We start from the raw sequence: 16,624 nt of genomic DNA, 5'->3' as shown, positions 1-16,624 counted from the left end.
TCTAGATCGCATTACGCAGGCTGAGGTTTTCCGGGTGCGGCTGCAGGTAAGCCTGCTGCGCGATATAGCGGTCCGGGTGTTGGCGAAAGTGATGTTTGAGCAAGGTCAGCGGCACCACCAGTGGCACGATGCCGGTGCGGTATTGGCCGATGACGGTTTGCATTTCCTGCTTGTCATCGGCGCTGATGGCCTGCTTGAGATAGCCGCTGATGTGTTGCAGCACATTGGTGTGGGTGCCGCGGGTGGCGCACTTTTTCAGGCCGCTCATCAACTCGCTGAAATAGCCGGCAGCCAGTTCATCCAGGTTGATGCCCTTGCCCATGCTGCCCAGCAGGTGGCCGAGGCTTTTGTAATGCACGGGGCTGTGGGCCATCAGCAGGTATTTGTAACGCGCATGGAACGCCAGTAGACGGTGGCGAGTGAGACCCTCGGCCAGTAGTTGTTGCCAGCTGGCGTACACGAACACACGGGTGAGGAAGTTCTCACGCAGTACCGGGTCATTCAGGCGGCCGTCTTCTTCCGCCGGCAGGTTGGGGTGGCGTGCGCAAAACGCCTGGGCATAAATGCCGCGCCCGCCGCCATCGACGGGGGTGCCGTTGTCGCGGTAGACCTTGACCCGCTCCAGCCCACACGACGGTGACTTTTGCATGAAGATGTAGCCGCACAGGTCAGTGTGCTCGGCCGCCATCTGCTGGCCGTAATCATCCAAAGGCTGCGTCACATTGAGTTCGCGATGCACGGTGCCGACGGCCTGCGGGTGGGCAGGGTCGCCCACCAGGCGAATCGGTTCGCGCGGAATGCCCAGGCCGATCGCCACTTCGGGGCACAACGGCACGAAGTCGAAATAATCGGCGAGGGTTTGGCTGCACAGCAGGGATTGTTTGTGGCCGCCGTTGAAACGCACGTTCTCGCCCAACAGGCAGGCGCTGATAGCGATCTTCGGTTTTGCGATGCTGGACATGGCCGAACCTCTGCAAGATTCCTGTACAACGTTTAAAGTTTGTACAACTAAATCTCATCATAGATTCGATGCTGTACAAGTCAAATGTTTTGTACAAGTATTTGCGGCGGAAGCTATTTCCAGCCGATGCACCAGTCTTCGGCGTTTTGCAAGGTTTGCCAGGCAAAGCGTTCGGCGCGGCGGGTCATGACGGCTTGCAGCTCGATTTCGAGCACGGTGCCTTCGTCGTCACGAAACAGCTCGGTGACGAGGAAGTGTTTTTCCTTGTTGCGCGGGCGTGCTGCTGTCCACTTCGACAGCAGCAACTTTGTCGGGTTGATACGGTTCATTGCAGGTGCTCGATCAGACGGCGTGCGGCTTCCTGGCCGCTGAGCCATGCGCCTTCGACCCGCCCGGACAGGCACCAGTCACCACACACGTACAAGCCCAGGTCCGCGTCGGCCAGCACGCCGAATTCATGCCGCTCCGACGGCCTGGCGTAGAGCCAACGGTGGGCCAGGCTGAAGGACGGCGCGGGCATGGCGCTGTGCAGCAGTTCGGCGAAGGCACCATGCAGGTGTTCGATCACCGCTTCTCTGGGCAGGTCGAGGTTGGCCTTGCTCCAAGCGCTGGTGGCGTGCAACACCCAGGTGTCGAGCGTGGCGTCACGTCCAGGTTTGCTGCGGTTGCGTGCCAGCCAGTCGAGCGGGCTGTCTTGCACAAAGCAGCCTTGCATCGGCGTATCCAGCGGCGTGTCGAAGGCGAGTGCGACGGCCCAGGTCGGGTCCATCTTCACCCCGGCGGCGGCACTTGCCAGCTTGGGCGCGGCTGCCAGCAGGGCGGTGGCCTGGGGCGCCGGCGTGGCAATCACCACGTGGCTGAAGGGGCCATGATTGCCGCCGTCGGCATCCAGCAGGTTCCAGTGCTGCGTGCCTTGGAACACGTCGGTGATGCGGCAACCGAACTCCACCGGCAGGTCGTCAAGCAGTGCGCGGGTAATAGCGCTCATGCGCGGCGTGCCAACCCAGCGGATCTGCTCGTCGGGGGAGGGCGTGAGCTGGCCGGACTTGAAGTTGTACAGCTGCGGTTTCCACTGTTCGGCCCAGCCGTTGCTCTGCCAGCGCTGTACTTCGTTGACGAAGCGCCGGTCGCGGGCTGTGAAGTATTGCGCGCCCATGTCCAGGGCGCCGGCATCGCTGCGCTTGCTGGACATGCGGCCACCACTGCCATGGCTTTTATCGAAAAGTTGTACAACGTGCCCCGCGTCTCGTAACGCTCGGGCGGCGGAGAGACCGGCGATGCCGGTGCCGATGATCGCGATGGGAACAGTCATGGGGGGCCTCGTTTTACCTTTGAGTACAGACTACGCCGACACCCATAGCTGTACAATATTGTTTTTTGGTATAAGTTTTGGCGTACCTGTTCTAACGGCGTGACCTATGGTTAAGGGTGAGGGTTAAGAAGGAGGCTTGAACCGGCCTCTGAAACCAACGCCCACTTTCAAAAGATCCCTGCTTATAAAATAGACTAGCGATGGGCGGCAAACGTTACATGAGGAGAAACCCATGCATATTTTGCTGACCGGCGGTACGGGTTTGATCGGTCGTCAACTCTGCCTGCACTGGCTTGCCCAAGGGCATCGCCTGACGGTGTGGAGCCGTGAGCCGGATACTGTGGCCAAATGGTGCGGTGCCGAGGTACTCGGTGTTGGCCGATTGCAAGACGTGATCGGCACTGTGGATGCGGTGGTCAACCTGGCTGGCGCGCCGATTGCCGATCGCCCGTGGACCAAAAAGCGCAAGGCATTGCTGTGGAGCAGCCGTATCAGCCACACCGAAACCTTGCTGGCTTGGATGCAAGGCCTGGCGCAAAAGCCGGCGGTGCTGATTTCGGGCTCTGCAGTGGGTTGGTACGGCGACGGCGGCGAGCGCGAACTGACCGAAGCCAGTGGCCCGGTGCAGGATGATTTCCCCAGCCAATTGTGCATCGCCTGGGAAGAAACCGCGTTGCGCGCTGAAGCCTTCGGCACCCGCGTGGTGCTGGTGCGCACGGGCCTGGTGTTGGCGGCCAAGGGCGGCTTTTTGTCGCGGCTGCTGCTGCCGTTCAAACTGGGGCTGGGCGGGCCTATCGGCAATGGTCGGCAGTGGATGCCGTGGGTCCATATCAAAGATCAAATCGCCCTGATTGATTTTCTTCTGCACAACGCTGACGCCAGCGGTCCTTATAATGCCTGCGCGCCACACCCGGTACGTAATAGCGAGTTCGCCAAGACCCTGGGCCAGGTGCTGCACCGCCCAGCGTTCATGCCGATGCCTGCATTTGCCTTGAAGATCGGCCTGGGCGAGTTGTCCGGGTTGTTGCTGGGCGGGCAGAAAGCCGTGCCGGAACGGTTGCTGGCCGCCGGTTTCATTTTTCAGTTCACTGAGTTGCACGCGGCTCTGGAAGACTTGTCCAGCCGCCTCTAGCCATAGGATGTTGCATGACGGATCACGCGTTGTTACTGGTCAACCTGGGTTCACCGGCCTCCACTTCGGTGGCCGATGTGCGCAGCTACCTTAATCAGTTTCTGATGGACCCTTACGTGATCGACCTGCCGTGGCCCGTGCGGCGCTTGCTGGTGTCGCTGATCCTGATCAAGCGCCCTGAGCAGTCGGCGCATGCCTACGCTTCGATCTGGTGGGAGGAGGGTTCGCCGCTTGTGGTTCTGAGCCGGCGCTTGCAAGCGCAAATGACCCAGCAGTGGACCCACGGCCCGGTGGAGTTGGCGATGCGCTACGGCGAGCCGTCGCTTGAAACCACCCTTACGCGTCTCGCAGCTCAAGGCATTCAAAAAGTCACCCTGGCGCCGCTGTATCCGCAGTTCGCTGACAGCACCGTGACCACGGTGATCGAAGAAGCCAGGCGTGTGGTCCGCGACAAGCAGCTCAACGTGCAGTTTTCTATCTTGCAGCCTTTCTACGATCAGCCGGAATACCTCGACGCCTTGGTCGCCAGCGCCCGGCCGTACGTGGCGCAGGAATTCGATCACTTGTTGCTGAGCTTCCATGGGTTGCCTGAGCGCCATCTGAAAAAACTCGACCCCACAGGCCAGCATTGCTTCAAGGATGCTGACTGCTGCAAGAACGCTTCGCCCGAAGTGCTTGCCACCTGCTACCGCGCCCAGTGTTTCAGCGTGGCGCGCGACTTTGCCGCGCGCATGGGCTTGCCGGAGGGCAAGTGGTCGGTGGCGTTCCAGTCGCGCCTGGGCCGCGCCAAGTGGATCGAACCCTACACCGAGGCCCGCCTGGAGGCATTGGCCCAGCAAGGCGTGAAGAAGCTGCTGGTGATGTGCCCGGCGTTTGTCGCCGATTGCATCGAGACCCTCGAGGAGATTGGCGATCGCGGGCTGGAACAGTTCCGCGAGGCAGGGGGCGAGGAGTTGGTGTTGGTGCCGTGCTTGAACGATGACCCGCAGTGGGCGGTGGCGCTCAATACGCTGTGCGAGCGGGCGCCGTTGTCACTCTAATCAAGCCAAACACAAACTAAATGTGGGAGCGGGCTTGCTCGCGAATGCGGTGGATCAGTCAATACATCCGGTGACTGGCACTCCGCCTTCGCGAGCAAGCCCGCTCCCACATTGATGGTGCCCACTTTGAGTTTTCGGTGTTTATTCGTGGTGCGGTTCACCAAGGAAGGTCAACGACGTAAACAGCCCGCGCGTGGCCACATCAGCATTGTCCTTCAGCGGCACTTCAACCTGCGCGGCAATCACATTCAACCCTTCATTACGCACCAGTACCTGGGCGCGGCCGTCCTTGTCGGTCTCGGTGCTCAAGGTGTTCGGCGCATTGCGATAATCGCCCACCAGCTTGATCCCCGCCGCAGGTTTGCCGTCCAGCAGCACCCGCACCGGCAGTGACTTGCCCGGCCCTACGGTCAGCGGGTCGACTTCCGGCAGAATCACCAGCTTGAGCTGATCCAGTTTGGGCAGCTTCGCCCCCGGCTGGTAAATAGCCAGGCTGTACTTGAAGGTCTGGGTCGACTCAATCGCCCCCGGCACCTTACTGCGGCCCTGGTTGATCCACTTTTTGTCCGCCGTCTGCGACCACATGCCGTTATTTAGGGCCACCGCCAGCACGGCCGGTGATTTGAGCGGCTTGAGGCGTGCATGGTCGGGCAGGCGCTCCACGGTCACCGGGATCATCTTGCCGCCGGCGTCATACGCCCAGGCACCGCTGATTTTCTGCGCCTTGAACGCATTGTCCTCGGCGCCGTGGCCGTAGATCACTTCGATATTGCCGCGCCGCTGTTCGGTCCACAGGCCATGGGCCGAGACTTGGGTGGCAAACAGCAGGCCGATGACGGCCAGGGATTTGAAAGCATGCATGGTGGCGTCCTGTTACAGGTTGAGGGTCAGGCTGACGGTGAAGTTGCGCGGCTCACCGGGCATGACCCAGTAATTGCTGTAGGAGCGCTCGTAGTACTTTTCGTCGAATAAATTATTGAGGTTCAGGCCCACGGTGACGTTGTCACTGGCCTTGTAATGGGCCAGCAGGTCGACGGTGCGATACGCCGGCAACTCGAAGCTACCGCCGGCCTCGCCGGAGCGATCGCCGACGTAGGTAAATGCCGCGCCCAGGTCTGAGCCGCGCAGTGCGCCGTCCTGAAACTCATACACGCCCAGCAGGCTGCCGCTGCGCTTGGCCACGCCGAGAATCCGGCTGCCGGTGGGAATGGTTTTGTCGCCTTTGGTCACTTGCGCATCGATGTAGGCAAAGGCGCCGATCACGCGTACCGCGTCCGTCACTTGCCCGGTCAGTTGCAGGTCAAAACCCTGGCTGCGCGCCTTGCCCATGGCGCGGTTGGTGTCGGTGGACGGGTCCAGTGCCAGCACGTTTTCTTTTTCGATGTGGAAGGCGGCCAGGGTGGTGCTCAAGCGGTCGTCAAACAACTCACTCTTGATGCCCACTTCATAGCCCACGCCTTCTTCCGGCTTGAAGGATTTGCCGCCGGCGTCCAGGCCATTGTTGGGTTTGAACGAGGTGGAGGCGTTGGCAAACACGCCGATTTGCGGCGTGAGTTGGTAGAGCAAACCGGCGCGCTGGGTGAGGGCGTCGTGGGTCTGGCGGCTCTTGGCGTGGTTGCGGGTGAAGTCATCGGTGCTTTGCTCGAAATGCTCAAAGCGTGCGCCGACCATGCCGCGCAGGCGGTCGGTGAAGATGATCTGGTCTTGCAGGTTCAACGCCTGGCTTTTGACCTGCTCGTAGAAGTCAGTACCGGAACGTGGGCCGTTGGGTTTGGGCTGGCCGTAGACGGGTTTGTAGATGTCGATGGGGTAGAGGCTGCCGCCGATCGCGGTGACGCGTTCCTTCTTGCGGTAGTCCTCGTATTCGGTGCCGATCAGCAATTCATGCTGCCAACTGCCGATATCAAACATGCCGCGTAATTCAAGCTGGGTGATGCTGTCGTGCCAACCCGTGGAGCGTTCGCGGTAACGGCGGTTGACGGTGTGGCCGTCTGCATTCAGTGCGCGGCTCTCCGAGGCATCGCCCCACAGGCTGCCCTGTTTGTAATGGCTGGCCAGGCGCAATTGCCAGGCGTCGTTGAGGTGATGCTCCAACGCGGCCTGGATGCGGTTGTTGTGGTTGCGGATGTTGCCGTCGTTGGGTTCGCCGAGGAAGGTGGAGCGCGACATGCCCTGCGGCGCGACGATGCCACGGTCGAAGGTGGAGCTGTGGCGCACAAATTCGCTTTCCACCAGCAGGCGGGTGTCTGGGTTCAGCTGCCAGCTGAAAGACGGTGCGACGAACACGCGCTGGGCGTCGACGTGATCGCGGAAGCTGTGGTTGTCTTCCACTGCCAGGTTGACCCGCGACAACACGCGGCCTTCGTCATCCAGCGGTGTGTTCACATCCAGCGCAGTGCGGTAGCGATCCCAACTGCCGGCGCTGGTTTGCACAGTGGTGAAGGCTTCGGGCTGCGGCTTCTTGGTGACAATGTTCACCGTGCCGCCCGGATCGCCACGGCCATACAGGCTGGCGGCGGGGCCTTTGAGCACTTCGATGCGCTCGATATTGGCCGCGTCCGGTGTACTCGGGTAGCCACGGTTGGCGCTGAAACCGTCCTGGTAAAACTCCGACGTGGTAAAGCCGCGTACGCTGTACTCATACAGCGTGAGGCCGCCGAAGTTGTTCTGCTTGGACACGCCGCCGGCAAATTCAAGGGCGCGTTCCACGTTGGTGCTGCCCAGGTCCTTGAGTACCGTGGCGGGAATTACGCTGATAGATTGTGGGATATCACGCAGGGCCGTGTCAGTCTTGGTCGCGCTGGCGGAACGGGTGGCGCGGTAGCCTGTGACCGGGCCAGTGGCGGATTCATAGGCGTCGCTGGTGACGCTGATGGTGTCCAGTTCAACGCTGTTGTCTTCGGCGTAGGCGGGGTCGAGCAACAAGCCCATGGCCAGGCCAGCCAGGGGGGCAAATCTTCGAGACGGCATGATAGAGCGTTCCAATAGCGATATTGAAACAATATAACATGACCAATGAGAATGAATTCCTTTAGAAATATTAGGTTACAGGAGCCCGCGCACGGGCTCCCACAGCCGTTATTCCTCTTCTTTGACCGGAGCCGGCGGTGGCCGCAGGCCGATTTCCGCCACCAGCTTGATCTCTTTGCCGTTGCGCATCACTTGGATGACCACCTTGTCGGTCGGCTTGATCCGCGCCACCTGGTTCATCGACTTGCGGCCATCACCGGCCGGTTCGCCGTCGATGCTCAAAATCACATCGCCCAATTGCAGGCCGGCTTTTTGCGCCGGGCCATCGCGGAAAATCCCGGCGACCACGATGCCTGGGCGACCGGTCAGGCCGAACGACTCGGCCAGTTCCTTGGTCAGGGGCTGTACTTCAATGCCCATCCAGCCGCGAATCACCTGGCCGTGTTCAATGATCGCCTTCATCACCTCCATCGCCAGCTTCACCGGAATCGCAAAGCCGATGCCCTGGGAGCCGCCGGACTTGGAGAAGATCGCGGTGTTGATGCCGGTCAGGTTGCCATTGGCATCCACCAGCGCGCCGCCGGAGTTGCCCGGGTTGATGGCCGCGTCGGTCTGGATAAAGTCTTCGTAGCTGTTAAGCCCCAACTGGTTGCGCCCCGTGGCGCTGATAATGCCCATGGTCACGGTCTGGCCGACACCGAACGGGTTGCCGATAGCCAGTGCCACGTCACCCACGCGCAGCCCTTCGGAGCGGCCGATGGTGATGGAGGGCAGGTTTTTCAAATCGATCTTGAGTACGGCGAGGTCGGTTTCCGGGTCGCTGCCGACCACACGGGCCAGGGTTTCACGGCCGTCGCGCAGGGCCACCACAATCTGGTCGGCGCCGCTGGTCACGTGGTTGTTGGTGAGGATGTAGCCTTCCGGGCTCATGATCACGCCCGAACCCAGGCTCGACTCCATGCGCCGCTGCTTGGGGCCGTTGTCGCCGAAATAGCGGCGAAACTGCGGGTCTTCAAACAGCGGGTGCGCCGGTTTGTTGATGACTTTGGTGGTGTACAGGTTGACCACGGCGGGCGCGGCGATGACCACGGCGTCTGCGTAGGTGACCGGGCCTTGCACCACGGAGCTGGTTTGCGGGGCCTGTTGCAGGTTCACATCCAGGCTGGGTAAGCCCACCCATTGGGGATAACGCTGAATAATCAGCATCGCGATCAGCACGCCAGCCAACAATGGCCATCCAAAAAAACGCAGTGCCTTGAGCATCAAGTAAGTCCTGACAGGTTGCAGGGGGCGGGAGAGCGCCCATAATGTCGCGCATTATACGAGGCTGCGAGCGCCTCGGAACGGGATATTTAGGAGTCTTTTATGGCTGTCCCCCTTAGCACTCTGGTCGAGGAAGCGGACCGCTACCTTGGCAGCGCAAAAATTGCCGATTATTGCCCCAATGGCCTGCAGGTCGAGGGGTGCCCGCAGGTGATGCGCATCGTCAGCGGCGTCACGGCCAGCCAGGCGTTGCTGGACGCTGCGGTTGAAGCCCAGGCCGACCTGGTGCTGGTGCACCACGGTTATTTCTGGAAAGGCGAAAACCCGTGTATCACCGGCATGAAGCAGCGCCGCTTGAAAACCCTGCTCAAGCACGAAATCAGCCTGCTGGCCTACCACCTGCCGCTGGACCTGCACCCGGAGGTGGGTAACAACGTGCAACTCGCCCGTCAGTTGGACATCACTGTCGAAGGCCCGCTGGACCCGAACAACCCGAAAATCGTCGGCCTGGTCGGCTCCCTGGCCGAACCCTTGTCGCCGCGTGATTTTGCCCGCCGCGTGCAGGATGTAATGGGCCGCGAACCGCTGTTGATTGAAGGCAGCGAGATGATCCGCCGTGTGGGTTGGTGCACCGGCGGCGGGCAAGGGTACATCGACGATGCGATTGCCGCTGGCGTCGACCTGTACCTGAGCGGCGAAGCCTCCGAGCAGACCTTCCACAGTGCGCGGGAAAACGACATAAGCTTTATTGCTGCCGGGCACCACGCCACCGAGCGTTATGGCGTGCAGGCATTGGGTGACTATCTGGCGCGGCGTTTCGCGCTGGAGCATCTGTTCATCGATTGCCCGAATCCAATCTAATGTGGGAGCCAGCTTCCAGATAAGGCCAAACTCGGGGGCATATTCATATACCGTTTCGATCTAGCCGGCTCCCTGAATAGAAGAAGGTGCTGTGCTAGCATGCCCCGCTCGAACACGGCCCGCTGGCCGTCCATAAGATCGTTTTTCCGTGAGTAGCCATGGTCGACAAACTGACGCATCTGAAACAGCTGGAGGCGGAAAGCATCCACATCATCCGCGAGGTCGCCGCCGAGTTCGACAACCCGGTGATGCTCTACTCGATCGGTAAAGATTCCGCCGTGATGCTGCATCTGGCGCGCAAGGCCTTCTTCCCGGGCAAATTGCCGTTCCCGGTGATGCACGTCGACACCCGCTGGAAATTCCAGGAGATGTACACGTTCCGCGACAAAATGGTCGAAGAGCTGGGCCTGGACCTGATCACCCACATCAACCCCGATGGCGTGGCGCAGAACATCAACCCGTTCACCCACGGCAGCGCCAAGCACACCGACATCATGAAGACCGAAGGCCTCAAACAGGCCTTGGACAAGCATGGTTTCGACGCAGCCTTCGGTGGTGCCCGTCGCGATGAAGAGAAGTCCCGCGCAAAAGAGCGCGTGTACTCGTTCCGCGACAGCAAACACCGCTGGGACCCGAAGAACCAGCGCCCGGAGCTGTGGAACGTCTACAACGGCAACGTCAACAAGGGCGAGTCGATCCGTGTGTTCCCGCTGTCCAACTGGACCGAGCTGGACATCTGGCAGTACATCTACCTCGAAGGCATCCCGATTGTGCCGCTGTACTTCGCCGCCGAGCGCGATGTGATCGAGAAGAACGGCACGTTGATCATGATCGACGACGACCGCATCCTCGAGCACTTGTCCGACGAAGACAAAGCCCGAATCGTCAAAAAGAAAGTACGTTTCCGTACCCTTGGCTGCTACCCGTTGACGGGCGCGGTGGAGTCCGAAGCCGAGACGCTGACGGACATCATTCAGGAAATGCTCCTGACGCGAACTTCCGAGCGCCAGGGCCGGGTCATCGACCACGATGGCGCAGGCTCGATGGAAGATAAAAAACGTCAAGGCTATTTCTAAGGGGCTGTCATGTCGCACGTATCTGATTTGATCAGCGAGGACATCCTCGCCTACCTGGGCCAGCACGAGCGCAAAGAGATGTTGCGCTTCCTGACCTGCGGCAACGTCGACGACGGCAAGAGCACCCTGATCGGGCGCCTGCTGCACGACTCCAAGATGATCTACGAGGATCACCTGGAAGCCATCACCCGTGATTCGAAAAAATCCGGCACCACGGGCGATGATATCGACCTGGCCTTGCTGGTCGACGGCCTGCAGGCCGAGCGTGAACAGGGCATCACCATTGATGTTGCCTACCGCTACTTTTCCACCGCCAAGCGCAAATTCATCATCGCCGACACCCCCGGCCATGAGCAATACACCCGCAACATGGCCACCGGTGCATCCACCTGTGACCTGGCGATCATCCTGATCGACGCCCGCTACGGCGTGCAGACCCAGACCCGCCGCCACAGCTATATCGCCTCGTTGCTGGGCATCAAGCACATCGTGGTTGCCGTCAACAAGATGGACATCAATGGTTTCGACCAAAGCGTGTTCGAGTCGATCAAGGCTGATTACCTGAAGTTCGCCGAAGGCATCGCCTTCAAGCCGAGCACCATGGCGTTCGTGCCGATGTCGGCGCTCAAGGGCGACAACGTGGTGAACAAGAGCGAGCGCTCGCCTTGGTACACCGGCCAGTCGCTGATGGAGATCCTCGAAACTGTCGAGATCGCCAACGACCGCAACTACACCGACCTGCGTTTCCCGGTGCAGTACGTCAACCGTCCGAACCTGAACTTCCGTGGTTTTGCCGGCACCCTGGCCAGCGGCATCGTGCACAAGGGCGACGAAGTGGTGGTGTTGCCGTCGGGCAAGAGCAGCCGCGTCAAATCCATCGTTACCTTCGAAGGTGAGCTGGAACACGCAGGCCCAGGCCAGGCCGTGACCCTGACCATGGAAGACGAGATCGACATCTCCCGTGGCGACCTGCTGGTGCATGCCGACAACGTGCCGCAAGTCACCGACGCTTTCGACGCCATGCTGGTGTGGATGGCCGAAGAGCCGATGCTGCCGGGCAAGAAATACGACATCAAGCGTGCCACCAGCTACGTGCCGGGTTCGATCACCAGCATCATGCACCGCGTGGACGTGAACACCCTGGCCGAAGGCCCGGCAAGTTCGCTGCAATTGAACGAGATTGGCCGGGTCAAGGTCAGCCTCGACGCGGCCATTGCGCTGGATGGCTATGACAGTAACCGCACCACTGGCGCGTTTATCGTCATCGACCGTTTGACCAACGGCACCGTGGCTGCGGGCATGATCATCGCGCCGCCAGTGGGCCATGGTGGCGCTGCGCAACACGGCAGCCTCGCCCATGTTGCCACCGAAGAGCGCGCCCAGCGCTTCGGCCAGCAACCGGCCACCGTGCTGTTCAGCGGCCTGTCCGGCGCCGGTAAAAGCACCTTGGCTTATGCGGTTGAGCGCAAGCTGTTCGACATGGGCCGTGCGGTATTCGTGCTCGATGGCCAGAACCTGCGTCACGACCTGAACAAGGGCTTGCCGCAGGACCGTGTTGGGCGTACCGAGAACTGGCGCCGTGCTGCTCATGTGGCGCGTCAGTTCAACGAAGCCGGCTTGCTGACTCTTGCGGCCTTCGTTGCCCCGGATGCCGAAGGCCGTGAACAGGCCAAGGCGTTGATCGGCAGCGACCGCTTGCTGACGGTCTACGTGCAGGCATCGCCGCTGGTGTGCGCCGAGCGTGATCCGCAAGGCCTGTACGCCGCGGGTGGGGATAACATCCCAGGTGAGTCCTTCCCGTATGACGTGCCGTTGAATGCCGACTTGGTGATCGACACCCAGGCCACGTCGCTGGAAGACAGCGTCAAGCAAGTGCTGGAGCTGTTGCGCCAGCGCGGCGCGATCTAAACCTCGCCGCCACAAAAAAGCCCGCCACCGATCACTCGGTGGCGGGCTGATCGTTCCCACGCTCTGCGTGGGAATGCCGCTCTGGACGCTCTGCGTCCGCTGTTGAAGTCGTGACGCGGAGCGTCACAGGAAGCATTCCCACGCAGAGCGTGGGGACGATCATCTGGCAGGGTATTCCGTGTGCAGCTTATCCAGCAGCGCATCCTTGTCTTCCCACAGCTGGTTAATCCACCCCTGGAACGCCAACCGATACTCCCCATCCTGCTCATAATTCTTGCCGATAAACCCGGCCGGAATCTGCACTTCCTCAAACTGCACCACCACGTCCCTCACATTCCCGCACAACAAATCCCAATAACCTGGGCGCCCGGCAGGGTAGTGGATGGTCACGTTCACCAATGACTTGAGCTGCTCGCCCATGGCATCCAGCACAAACGCAATCCCGCCCGCCTTAGGCTTGAGCAGGTAATGGAATGGTGATTTCTGTTGTGCATGCTTGCCCGGCGTAAACCGCGTGCCTTCGGCAAAGTTGAAAATACCCACCGGGTTGTCGCGAAACTTCGCACAGGTCTTGCGCGTGGTTTCCAGGTCTTTGCCTTTCTTTTCCGGGTGCTTTTCCAGATATGCCTTGGTGTAGCGCTTCATAAACGGAAAGCCCAGCGCCCACCATGCCAGGCCAATCACCGGCACCCAGATCAGCTCTTGCTTGAGGAAGAATTTCAACGGGCGAATCCGCCGATTGAGCACGTACTGCAACACCATGATGTCGACCCAGCTCTGGTGGTTACTGGTCACCAGATACGAGTGCTGATAGTCCAGGCCTTCAAGGCCCTTCAGGTGCCAGCGCGTGCGCCGCACCAGGTTCATCCAGCCCTTGTTATTGGTTACCCAGGCTTCGTGCGTATGGTTCATCAGCCATTCGCTGAAGCGTTTGGCAAATGGCAGCGCCTTGAACAGAGCGACGATAAACAAGAACGAACACAGCAGGATCGTGTTCAGCGCCAACAACAAGGAGGCGATGACCCCACGCACGGCGGCAGGTAGAAAATCCAGCATTTAGATATCCATAGGTCGGTTGGCGGCTTGGATCGCCGTCAGGGCGATGGTGTACACGATGTCGTCCACTTGTGCGCCGCGCGGCAGGTCGTTCACCGGTTTGCGCAGGCCTTGCAACATTGGCCCCAGGCTCACGCAATCGGCGCTGCGCTGCACAGCCTTATGCGTGGTGTTGCCGGTGTTCAGGTCCGGGAACACAAATACCGTGGCCTTGCCGGCGACCTGGCTGTTGGGTGCCAGTTGCCTTGCGACGGTTTCATTGGCGGCGGCATCGTACTGCAATGGCCCGTCGATCAGCAGTGAGTTTTGCTGTTCGTGGGCGAGCAGGGTGGCTTCGCGGACTTTTTCGACTTCTTCGCCGCTGGCCGAATCACCGCTGGAATAGCTGATCATCGCCACCCGTGGGGTGATGCCGAAGGCGGCGGCCGAGTCGGCGCTTTGCAGGGCGATTTCCGCCAGTTCCACGGCGCTTGGGTGCGGGTTCATCACGCAGTCGCCGTACACCAGCACCTGCTCGGGGAACAGCATGAAAAATACCGACGAAACCAAGGTGCAGCCCGGCGCCGTTTTGATCAGTTGCAGGGCAGGGCGGATGGTGTTGGCGGTGGAGTGAATAACCCCGGAGACCAGACCGTCCACTTCATCCAGCGCGAGCATCATGGTGGCGATCACCACCGTATCTTCCAATTGTTGCTCGGCCATCGGCGCGTTCAGGCTCTTGCTTTTGCGCAGTGCGACCATCGGCTCGACGTAGCGCTGGCGAATCAGGTCCGGGTCGAGAATCTCCAGGCCTTCGGGCAATTCGATGCCGTGGGCGCGGGCGACGGCTTCCACGTCGGCAGGTTTGGCCAGCAGCACGCAGCGCGCAATGCCTCGGGCCTGACAGATGGCGGCGGCCTGTACGGTCAATGGCTCGCTGCCTTCGGGCAACACGATGCGTTTGTTGGCGGCCTGGGCGCGCTGGATCAACTGATAGCGGAACACCGCCGGCGACAGGCGCATTTCCCGTGGCGTACCGCAGCGTTGGTGCAGCCAGCGTGCATCGAGGTGGCTGGCGACGAAATCGGTGATGATCTCCGCACGTTCGCGGTCATCAATCGGAATTTCCTTGTTCAGGCTATTGAGCTGGTTCGCCGTGTCGTAGGAACCGGTGCTCACCGACAACACCGGCAGCCCGGCCTGGAAAGCGCCACGGCACAGATCCATGATGCGCGGGTCGGGCAAGGTGTCGCTGGTCAACAGCAGGCCTGCCAGGGGTACGCCGTTGATCGCGGCGAGGCTGACGGCCAGGATGATGTCGTCACGGTCACCCGGCGTTACCACCAGCACGCCCGGCTTGAGCAGCTCCACGGTATTACGCATGGTGCGCGCGCAGATGATGATCTTGGTCATGCGCCGGGTTTCGTAGTCGCCGGCGTTGAGTATCTGCGCGCCCATCAGGTCGGCCACGTCGCGTGTGCGCGGGGCGTTGAGTTCGGGCTGGTAAGGGATGCAACCGAGCAGGCGGAAATCGCCGCTGCGCAACAGGGGCGAATGCTCCTTGAGGCGCGCCGAGAAGGCTTCCATGCTTTCGTCGGTGCGCACCTTGTTGAGGATCACACCCAGCACTTTCGGGTCTTTGGGGCCGCCAAACAGCTGGGCCTGCAATTCCACGCGGCCCGATAGCTCGGTGAGCACTTCGTTCTCCGGCGCCGACACCAGGATCACTTCCGCGTCGAGGCTCTTGGCCAGGTGCAGGTTGACCCGCGCCGCATAGCTGGCGCTGCGGGTCGGCACCATACCTTCGACGATCAGCACGTCCTTGCCCACGGCGGCCTGCTGGTACAGGGTGATGATTTCTTCGAGCAACTCGTCGAGCTGGCCGTCGCCGAGCATGCGTTCCACATGGGCCAGGCCCAAGGGTTGTGGTGGCTTCAGGCCGTGGGTGCGCGCCACCAGTTCGGTGGAGCGTTCGGGGCCAGTGTCGCCCGGATGTGGCTGGGCAATCGGTTTGAAGAAGCCGACTTTCAGCCCGGCCCGCTCAAGGGTACGCACCAGCCCAAGGCTGATGGAGGTCAGACCCACACCAAAATCGGTGGGCGCGATAAAAAAAGTCTGCATGCGAATTCTCTGGAGGTGCATGGCTTCGGTGGCGCTCTATGGCTGAGCGCCTACCGGGAATCAGGCACCAAGGTTATCGTTATTCAGGCGCTTGCGCACACCAGCCGCACGTAAAGGGTTGGCCTATTTTTTCAAGGCGTTGCGCAGCATCGAGTACCCAGGCGCGCGACTGCCATGGTGGCTGGTGGCGCAGGTGCTGGGTGTGGCCGCAGGACAGCTTGGCCACCCAGTGCAGGTCATCATCCTGTAGGAAGCTGATGATGAATGATGCTGTAGATCGGTTCCGTCTGTCCGGGTTCTGTTCGCTTTCGGACAAATCCTTGTTTAGACTTGTCCGTTCTTCATTCTTATGCAAAAGGTCTCGCCCCATGACGATCGCCGCTAACAAGGCTGTCTCCATCGACTATACCCTGACCAACGACGCTGGTGAGGTCATCGACAGCTCCGCCGGCGGCGCGCCGCTGGTCTACCTGCAAGGCGCAGGTAACATCATCCCGGGCCTGGAGAAGGCTCTGGAAGGCAAGAACGTCGGTGACGAACTGACTGTCACCGTAGAACCTGAAGATGCCTACGGCGAATACTCCGCCGAACTGGTCAGCACTCTGAGCCGCAGCATGTTCGAAGGTGTTGATGAGCTGGAAGTGGGCATGCAGTTCCACGCATCCGCCCCGGACGGCCAAATGCAGATCGTCACCATCCGCGATCTGGACGGCGACGACGTGACTGTCGACGGTAACCACCCTCTGGCTGGCCAGCGCCTGAACTTCCAAGTGAAGATCGTTGCCATCCGCGACGCTTCCCAGGAAGAAGTGGCCCACGGCCACGTCCACGGTGAAGGCGGTCATCACCATTGATTGTGGTTTGATCAATAGGTAGCAAAAACGCCCCGACTGGTTCGGGGCGTTTTTTTTGCGCTTGAAAATACACCGCAATTCAAGTGTGGGA

General features: G+C 60.8%; 15 protein-coding genes. 6 read left to right on the top strand and 9 right to left on the bottom strand.

Features of this window, described 5'->3' with window-relative positions:
- Position 1 precedes the first annotated feature (1 nt).
- From K0H48_RS06685 to K0H48_RS06675, 3 genes are all read right to left on the bottom strand, one after another.
- Positions 2 to 961, bottom strand: coding sequence for a DUF523 and DUF1722 domain-containing protein (locus tag K0H48_RS06685; protein ID WP_219266860.1), 960 nt, complete (start codon positions 959 to 961; stop codon positions 2 to 4).
- A gap of 113 nt (positions 962 to 1,074) precedes the next feature.
- A complete protein-coding gene (locus tag K0H48_RS06680) occupies positions 1,075 to 1,290 on the bottom strand; it encodes a TIGR02450 family Trp-rich protein (RefSeq protein WP_219266859.1) in 216 nt (71 codons plus the stop codon).
- On the bottom strand, positions 1,287 to 2,273 hold the full coding sequence (locus K0H48_RS06675; RefSeq protein ID WP_219266858.1) for an NAD(P)/FAD-dependent oxidoreductase: 987 nt from the start codon (positions 2,271 to 2,273) through the stop codon (positions 1,287 to 1,289). Before K0H48_RS06675 ends, K0H48_RS06680 begins: the two co-directional genes overlap by 4 nt.
- Before the next feature lie 232 nt (positions 2,274 to 2,505).
- Here K0H48_RS06675 and K0H48_RS06670 point away from each other — a divergent pair, with 232 nt between their 5' ends.
- Both K0H48_RS06670 and hemH read left to right on the top strand, forming a co-directional pair.
- Positions 2,506 to 3,405, top strand: coding sequence for a TIGR01777 family oxidoreductase (locus tag K0H48_RS06670; RefSeq protein ID WP_219266857.1), 900 nt, complete (start codon positions 2,506 to 2,508; stop codon positions 3,403 to 3,405).
- A gap of 14 nt (positions 3,406 to 3,419) precedes the next feature.
- Positions 3,420 to 4,445 carry a ferrochelatase gene (gene hemH / locus K0H48_RS06665; protein WP_219266856.1) on the top strand — a complete coding sequence of 342 codons (1,026 nt, stop codon included), beginning with the start codon at positions 3,420 to 3,422 and terminating at the stop codon, positions 4,443 to 4,445.
- A gap of 141 nt (positions 4,446 to 4,586) precedes the next feature.
- Here hemH and K0H48_RS06660 read toward each other — a convergent pair whose 3' ends face one another.
- The 3 genes from K0H48_RS06660 to algW form a co-directional block, all read right to left on the bottom strand.
- Complete coding sequence (locus tag K0H48_RS06660) at positions 4,587 to 5,306, bottom strand: DUF4198 domain-containing protein (protein ID WP_219266855.1); 720 nt, start codon at positions 5,304 to 5,306, stop codon at positions 4,587 to 4,589.
- Positions 5,307 to 5,318: 12 nt separating this feature from the next.
- Positions 5,319 to 7,415, bottom strand: coding sequence for a TonB-dependent siderophore receptor (locus tag K0H48_RS06655; RefSeq protein ID WP_219266854.1), 2,097 nt, complete (start codon positions 7,413 to 7,415; stop codon positions 5,319 to 5,321).
- A gap of 108 nt (positions 7,416 to 7,523) precedes the next feature.
- Positions 7,524 to 8,678 (bottom strand): Do family serine endopeptidase AlgW, encoded by a 1,155-nt coding sequence (gene algW, locus K0H48_RS06650; protein WP_219266853.1) that lies wholly within the window; start codon positions 8,676 to 8,678, stop codon positions 7,524 to 7,526.
- A 102-nt stretch (positions 8,679 to 8,780) separates the two neighbouring features.
- Between algW and K0H48_RS06645 the strand changes: the two genes are divergently transcribed.
- The 3 genes from K0H48_RS06645 (at position 8,781) to cysN (ending at position 12,523) form a co-directional block, all read left to right on the top strand.
- Entirely contained in the window at positions 8,781 to 9,539 is a 759-nt protein-coding gene (locus K0H48_RS06645) for a Nif3-like dinuclear metal center hexameric protein (protein WP_219266852.1), read from the top strand.
- Between the two features lie 158 nt (positions 9,540 to 9,697).
- On the top strand, positions 9,698 to 10,615 hold the full coding sequence (gene cysD / locus K0H48_RS06640) for a sulfate adenylyltransferase subunit CysD (protein ID WP_124385055.1): 918 nt from the start codon (positions 9,698 to 9,700) through the stop codon (positions 10,613 to 10,615).
- A gap of 9 nt (positions 10,616 to 10,624) precedes the next feature.
- Positions 10,625 to 12,523 (top strand): sulfate adenylyltransferase subunit CysN, encoded by a 1,899-nt coding sequence (gene cysN, locus K0H48_RS06635; protein ID WP_219266851.1) that lies wholly within the window; start codon positions 10,625 to 10,627, stop codon positions 12,521 to 12,523.
- A 159-nt stretch (positions 12,524 to 12,682) separates the two neighbouring features.
- Here cysN and K0H48_RS06630 read toward each other — a convergent pair whose 3' ends face one another.
- From K0H48_RS06630 to K0H48_RS06620, 3 genes are all read right to left on the bottom strand, one after another.
- On the bottom strand, positions 12,683 to 13,579 hold the full coding sequence (locus tag K0H48_RS06630; RefSeq protein ID WP_219266850.1) for an acyltransferase: 897 nt from the start codon (positions 13,577 to 13,579) through the stop codon (positions 12,683 to 12,685).
- The gene (pta, locus tag K0H48_RS06625) at positions 13,580 to 15,679 is read right to left on the bottom strand and encodes a phosphate acetyltransferase (protein WP_219266849.1); all 2,100 of its coding nucleotides are present in this window, start codon (positions 15,677 to 15,679) and stop codon (positions 13,580 to 13,582) included. It lies immediately after the preceding gene.
- Positions 15,680 to 15,758: 79 nt separating this feature from the next.
- On the bottom strand, positions 15,759 to 16,049 hold the full coding sequence (locus K0H48_RS06620; protein ID WP_256666305.1) for a DUF3565 domain-containing protein: 291 nt from the start codon (positions 16,047 to 16,049) through the stop codon (positions 15,759 to 15,761).
- On the opposite strand from K0H48_RS06620, the gene K0H48_RS06615 reads away from it, so the two are divergent.
- Positions 16,048 to 16,533, top strand: a complete 486-nt coding sequence (locus K0H48_RS06615; protein WP_219266848.1) for a peptidylprolyl isomerase — start codon at positions 16,048 to 16,050, stop codon at positions 16,531 to 16,533. The genes K0H48_RS06620 and K0H48_RS06615 overlap by 2 nt on opposite strands.
- Positions 16,534 to 16,624 lie beyond the last annotated feature (91 nt).

It is taken from the genome of Pseudomonas sp. Xaverov 259, assembly GCF_019352915.1.
Classification (GTDB): Bacteria; Pseudomonadota; Gammaproteobacteria; order Pseudomonadales; family Pseudomonadaceae; genus Aquipseudomonas.
Note: the sequence above shows the minus strand (reverse complement) of the source record. Positions and strands in the feature narration are given on the sequence as shown.

Excerpts from the sequence above, each read along its gene's own strand:
- K0H48_RS06685 (WP_219266860.1), bottom strand. The coding sequence starts at position 961 with ATGTCCAGCATCGCAAAACCGAAGATCGCTATCAGCGCCTGCCTGTTG.
- K0H48_RS06680 (WP_219266859.1), bottom strand. The coding sequence starts at position 1,290 with ATGAACCGTATCAACCCGACAAAGTTGCTGCTGTCGAAGTGGACAGCA.
- K0H48_RS06675 (WP_219266858.1), bottom strand. The coding sequence starts at position 2,273 with ATGACTGTTCCCATCGCGATCATCGGCACCGGCATCGCCGGTCTCTCC.
- K0H48_RS06670 (WP_219266857.1), top strand. The coding sequence starts at position 2,506 with ATGCATATTTTGCTGACCGGCGGTACGGGTTTGATCGGTCGTCAACTC.
- hemH (WP_219266856.1), top strand. The coding sequence starts at position 3,420 with ATGACGGATCACGCGTTGTTACTGGTCAACCTGGGTTCACCGGCCTCC.
- K0H48_RS06660 (WP_219266855.1), bottom strand. The coding sequence starts at position 5,306 with ATGCATGCTTTCAAATCCCTGGCCGTCATCGGCCTGCTGTTTGCCACC.
- K0H48_RS06655 (WP_219266854.1), bottom strand. The coding sequence starts at position 7,415 with ATGCCGTCTCGAAGATTTGCCCCCCTGGCTGGCCTGGCCATGGGCTTG.
- algW (WP_219266853.1), bottom strand. The coding sequence starts at position 8,678 with ATGCTCAAGGCACTGCGTTTTTTTGGATGGCCATTGTTGGCTGGCGTG.
- K0H48_RS06645 (WP_219266852.1), top strand. The coding sequence starts at position 8,781 with ATGGCTGTCCCCCTTAGCACTCTGGTCGAGGAAGCGGACCGCTACCTT.
- cysD (WP_124385055.1), top strand. The coding sequence starts at position 9,698 with ATGGTCGACAAACTGACGCATCTGAAACAGCTGGAGGCGGAAAGCATC.
- cysN (WP_219266851.1), top strand. The coding sequence starts at position 10,625 with ATGTCGCACGTATCTGATTTGATCAGCGAGGACATCCTCGCCTACCTG.
- K0H48_RS06630 (WP_219266850.1), bottom strand. The coding sequence starts at position 13,579 with ATGCTGGATTTTCTACCTGCCGCCGTGCGTGGGGTCATCGCCTCCTTG.
- pta (WP_219266849.1), bottom strand. The coding sequence starts at position 15,679 with ATGCAGACTTTTTTTATCGCGCCCACCGATTTTGGTGTGGGTCTGACC.
- K0H48_RS06615 (WP_219266848.1), top strand. The coding sequence starts at position 16,048 with ATGACGATCGCCGCTAACAAGGCTGTCTCCATCGACTATACCCTGACC.
- K0H48_RS06620 (WP_256666305.1), bottom strand. The coding sequence starts at position 16,049 with ATGGGGCGAGACCTTTTGCATAAGAATGAAGAACGGACAAGTCTAAAC.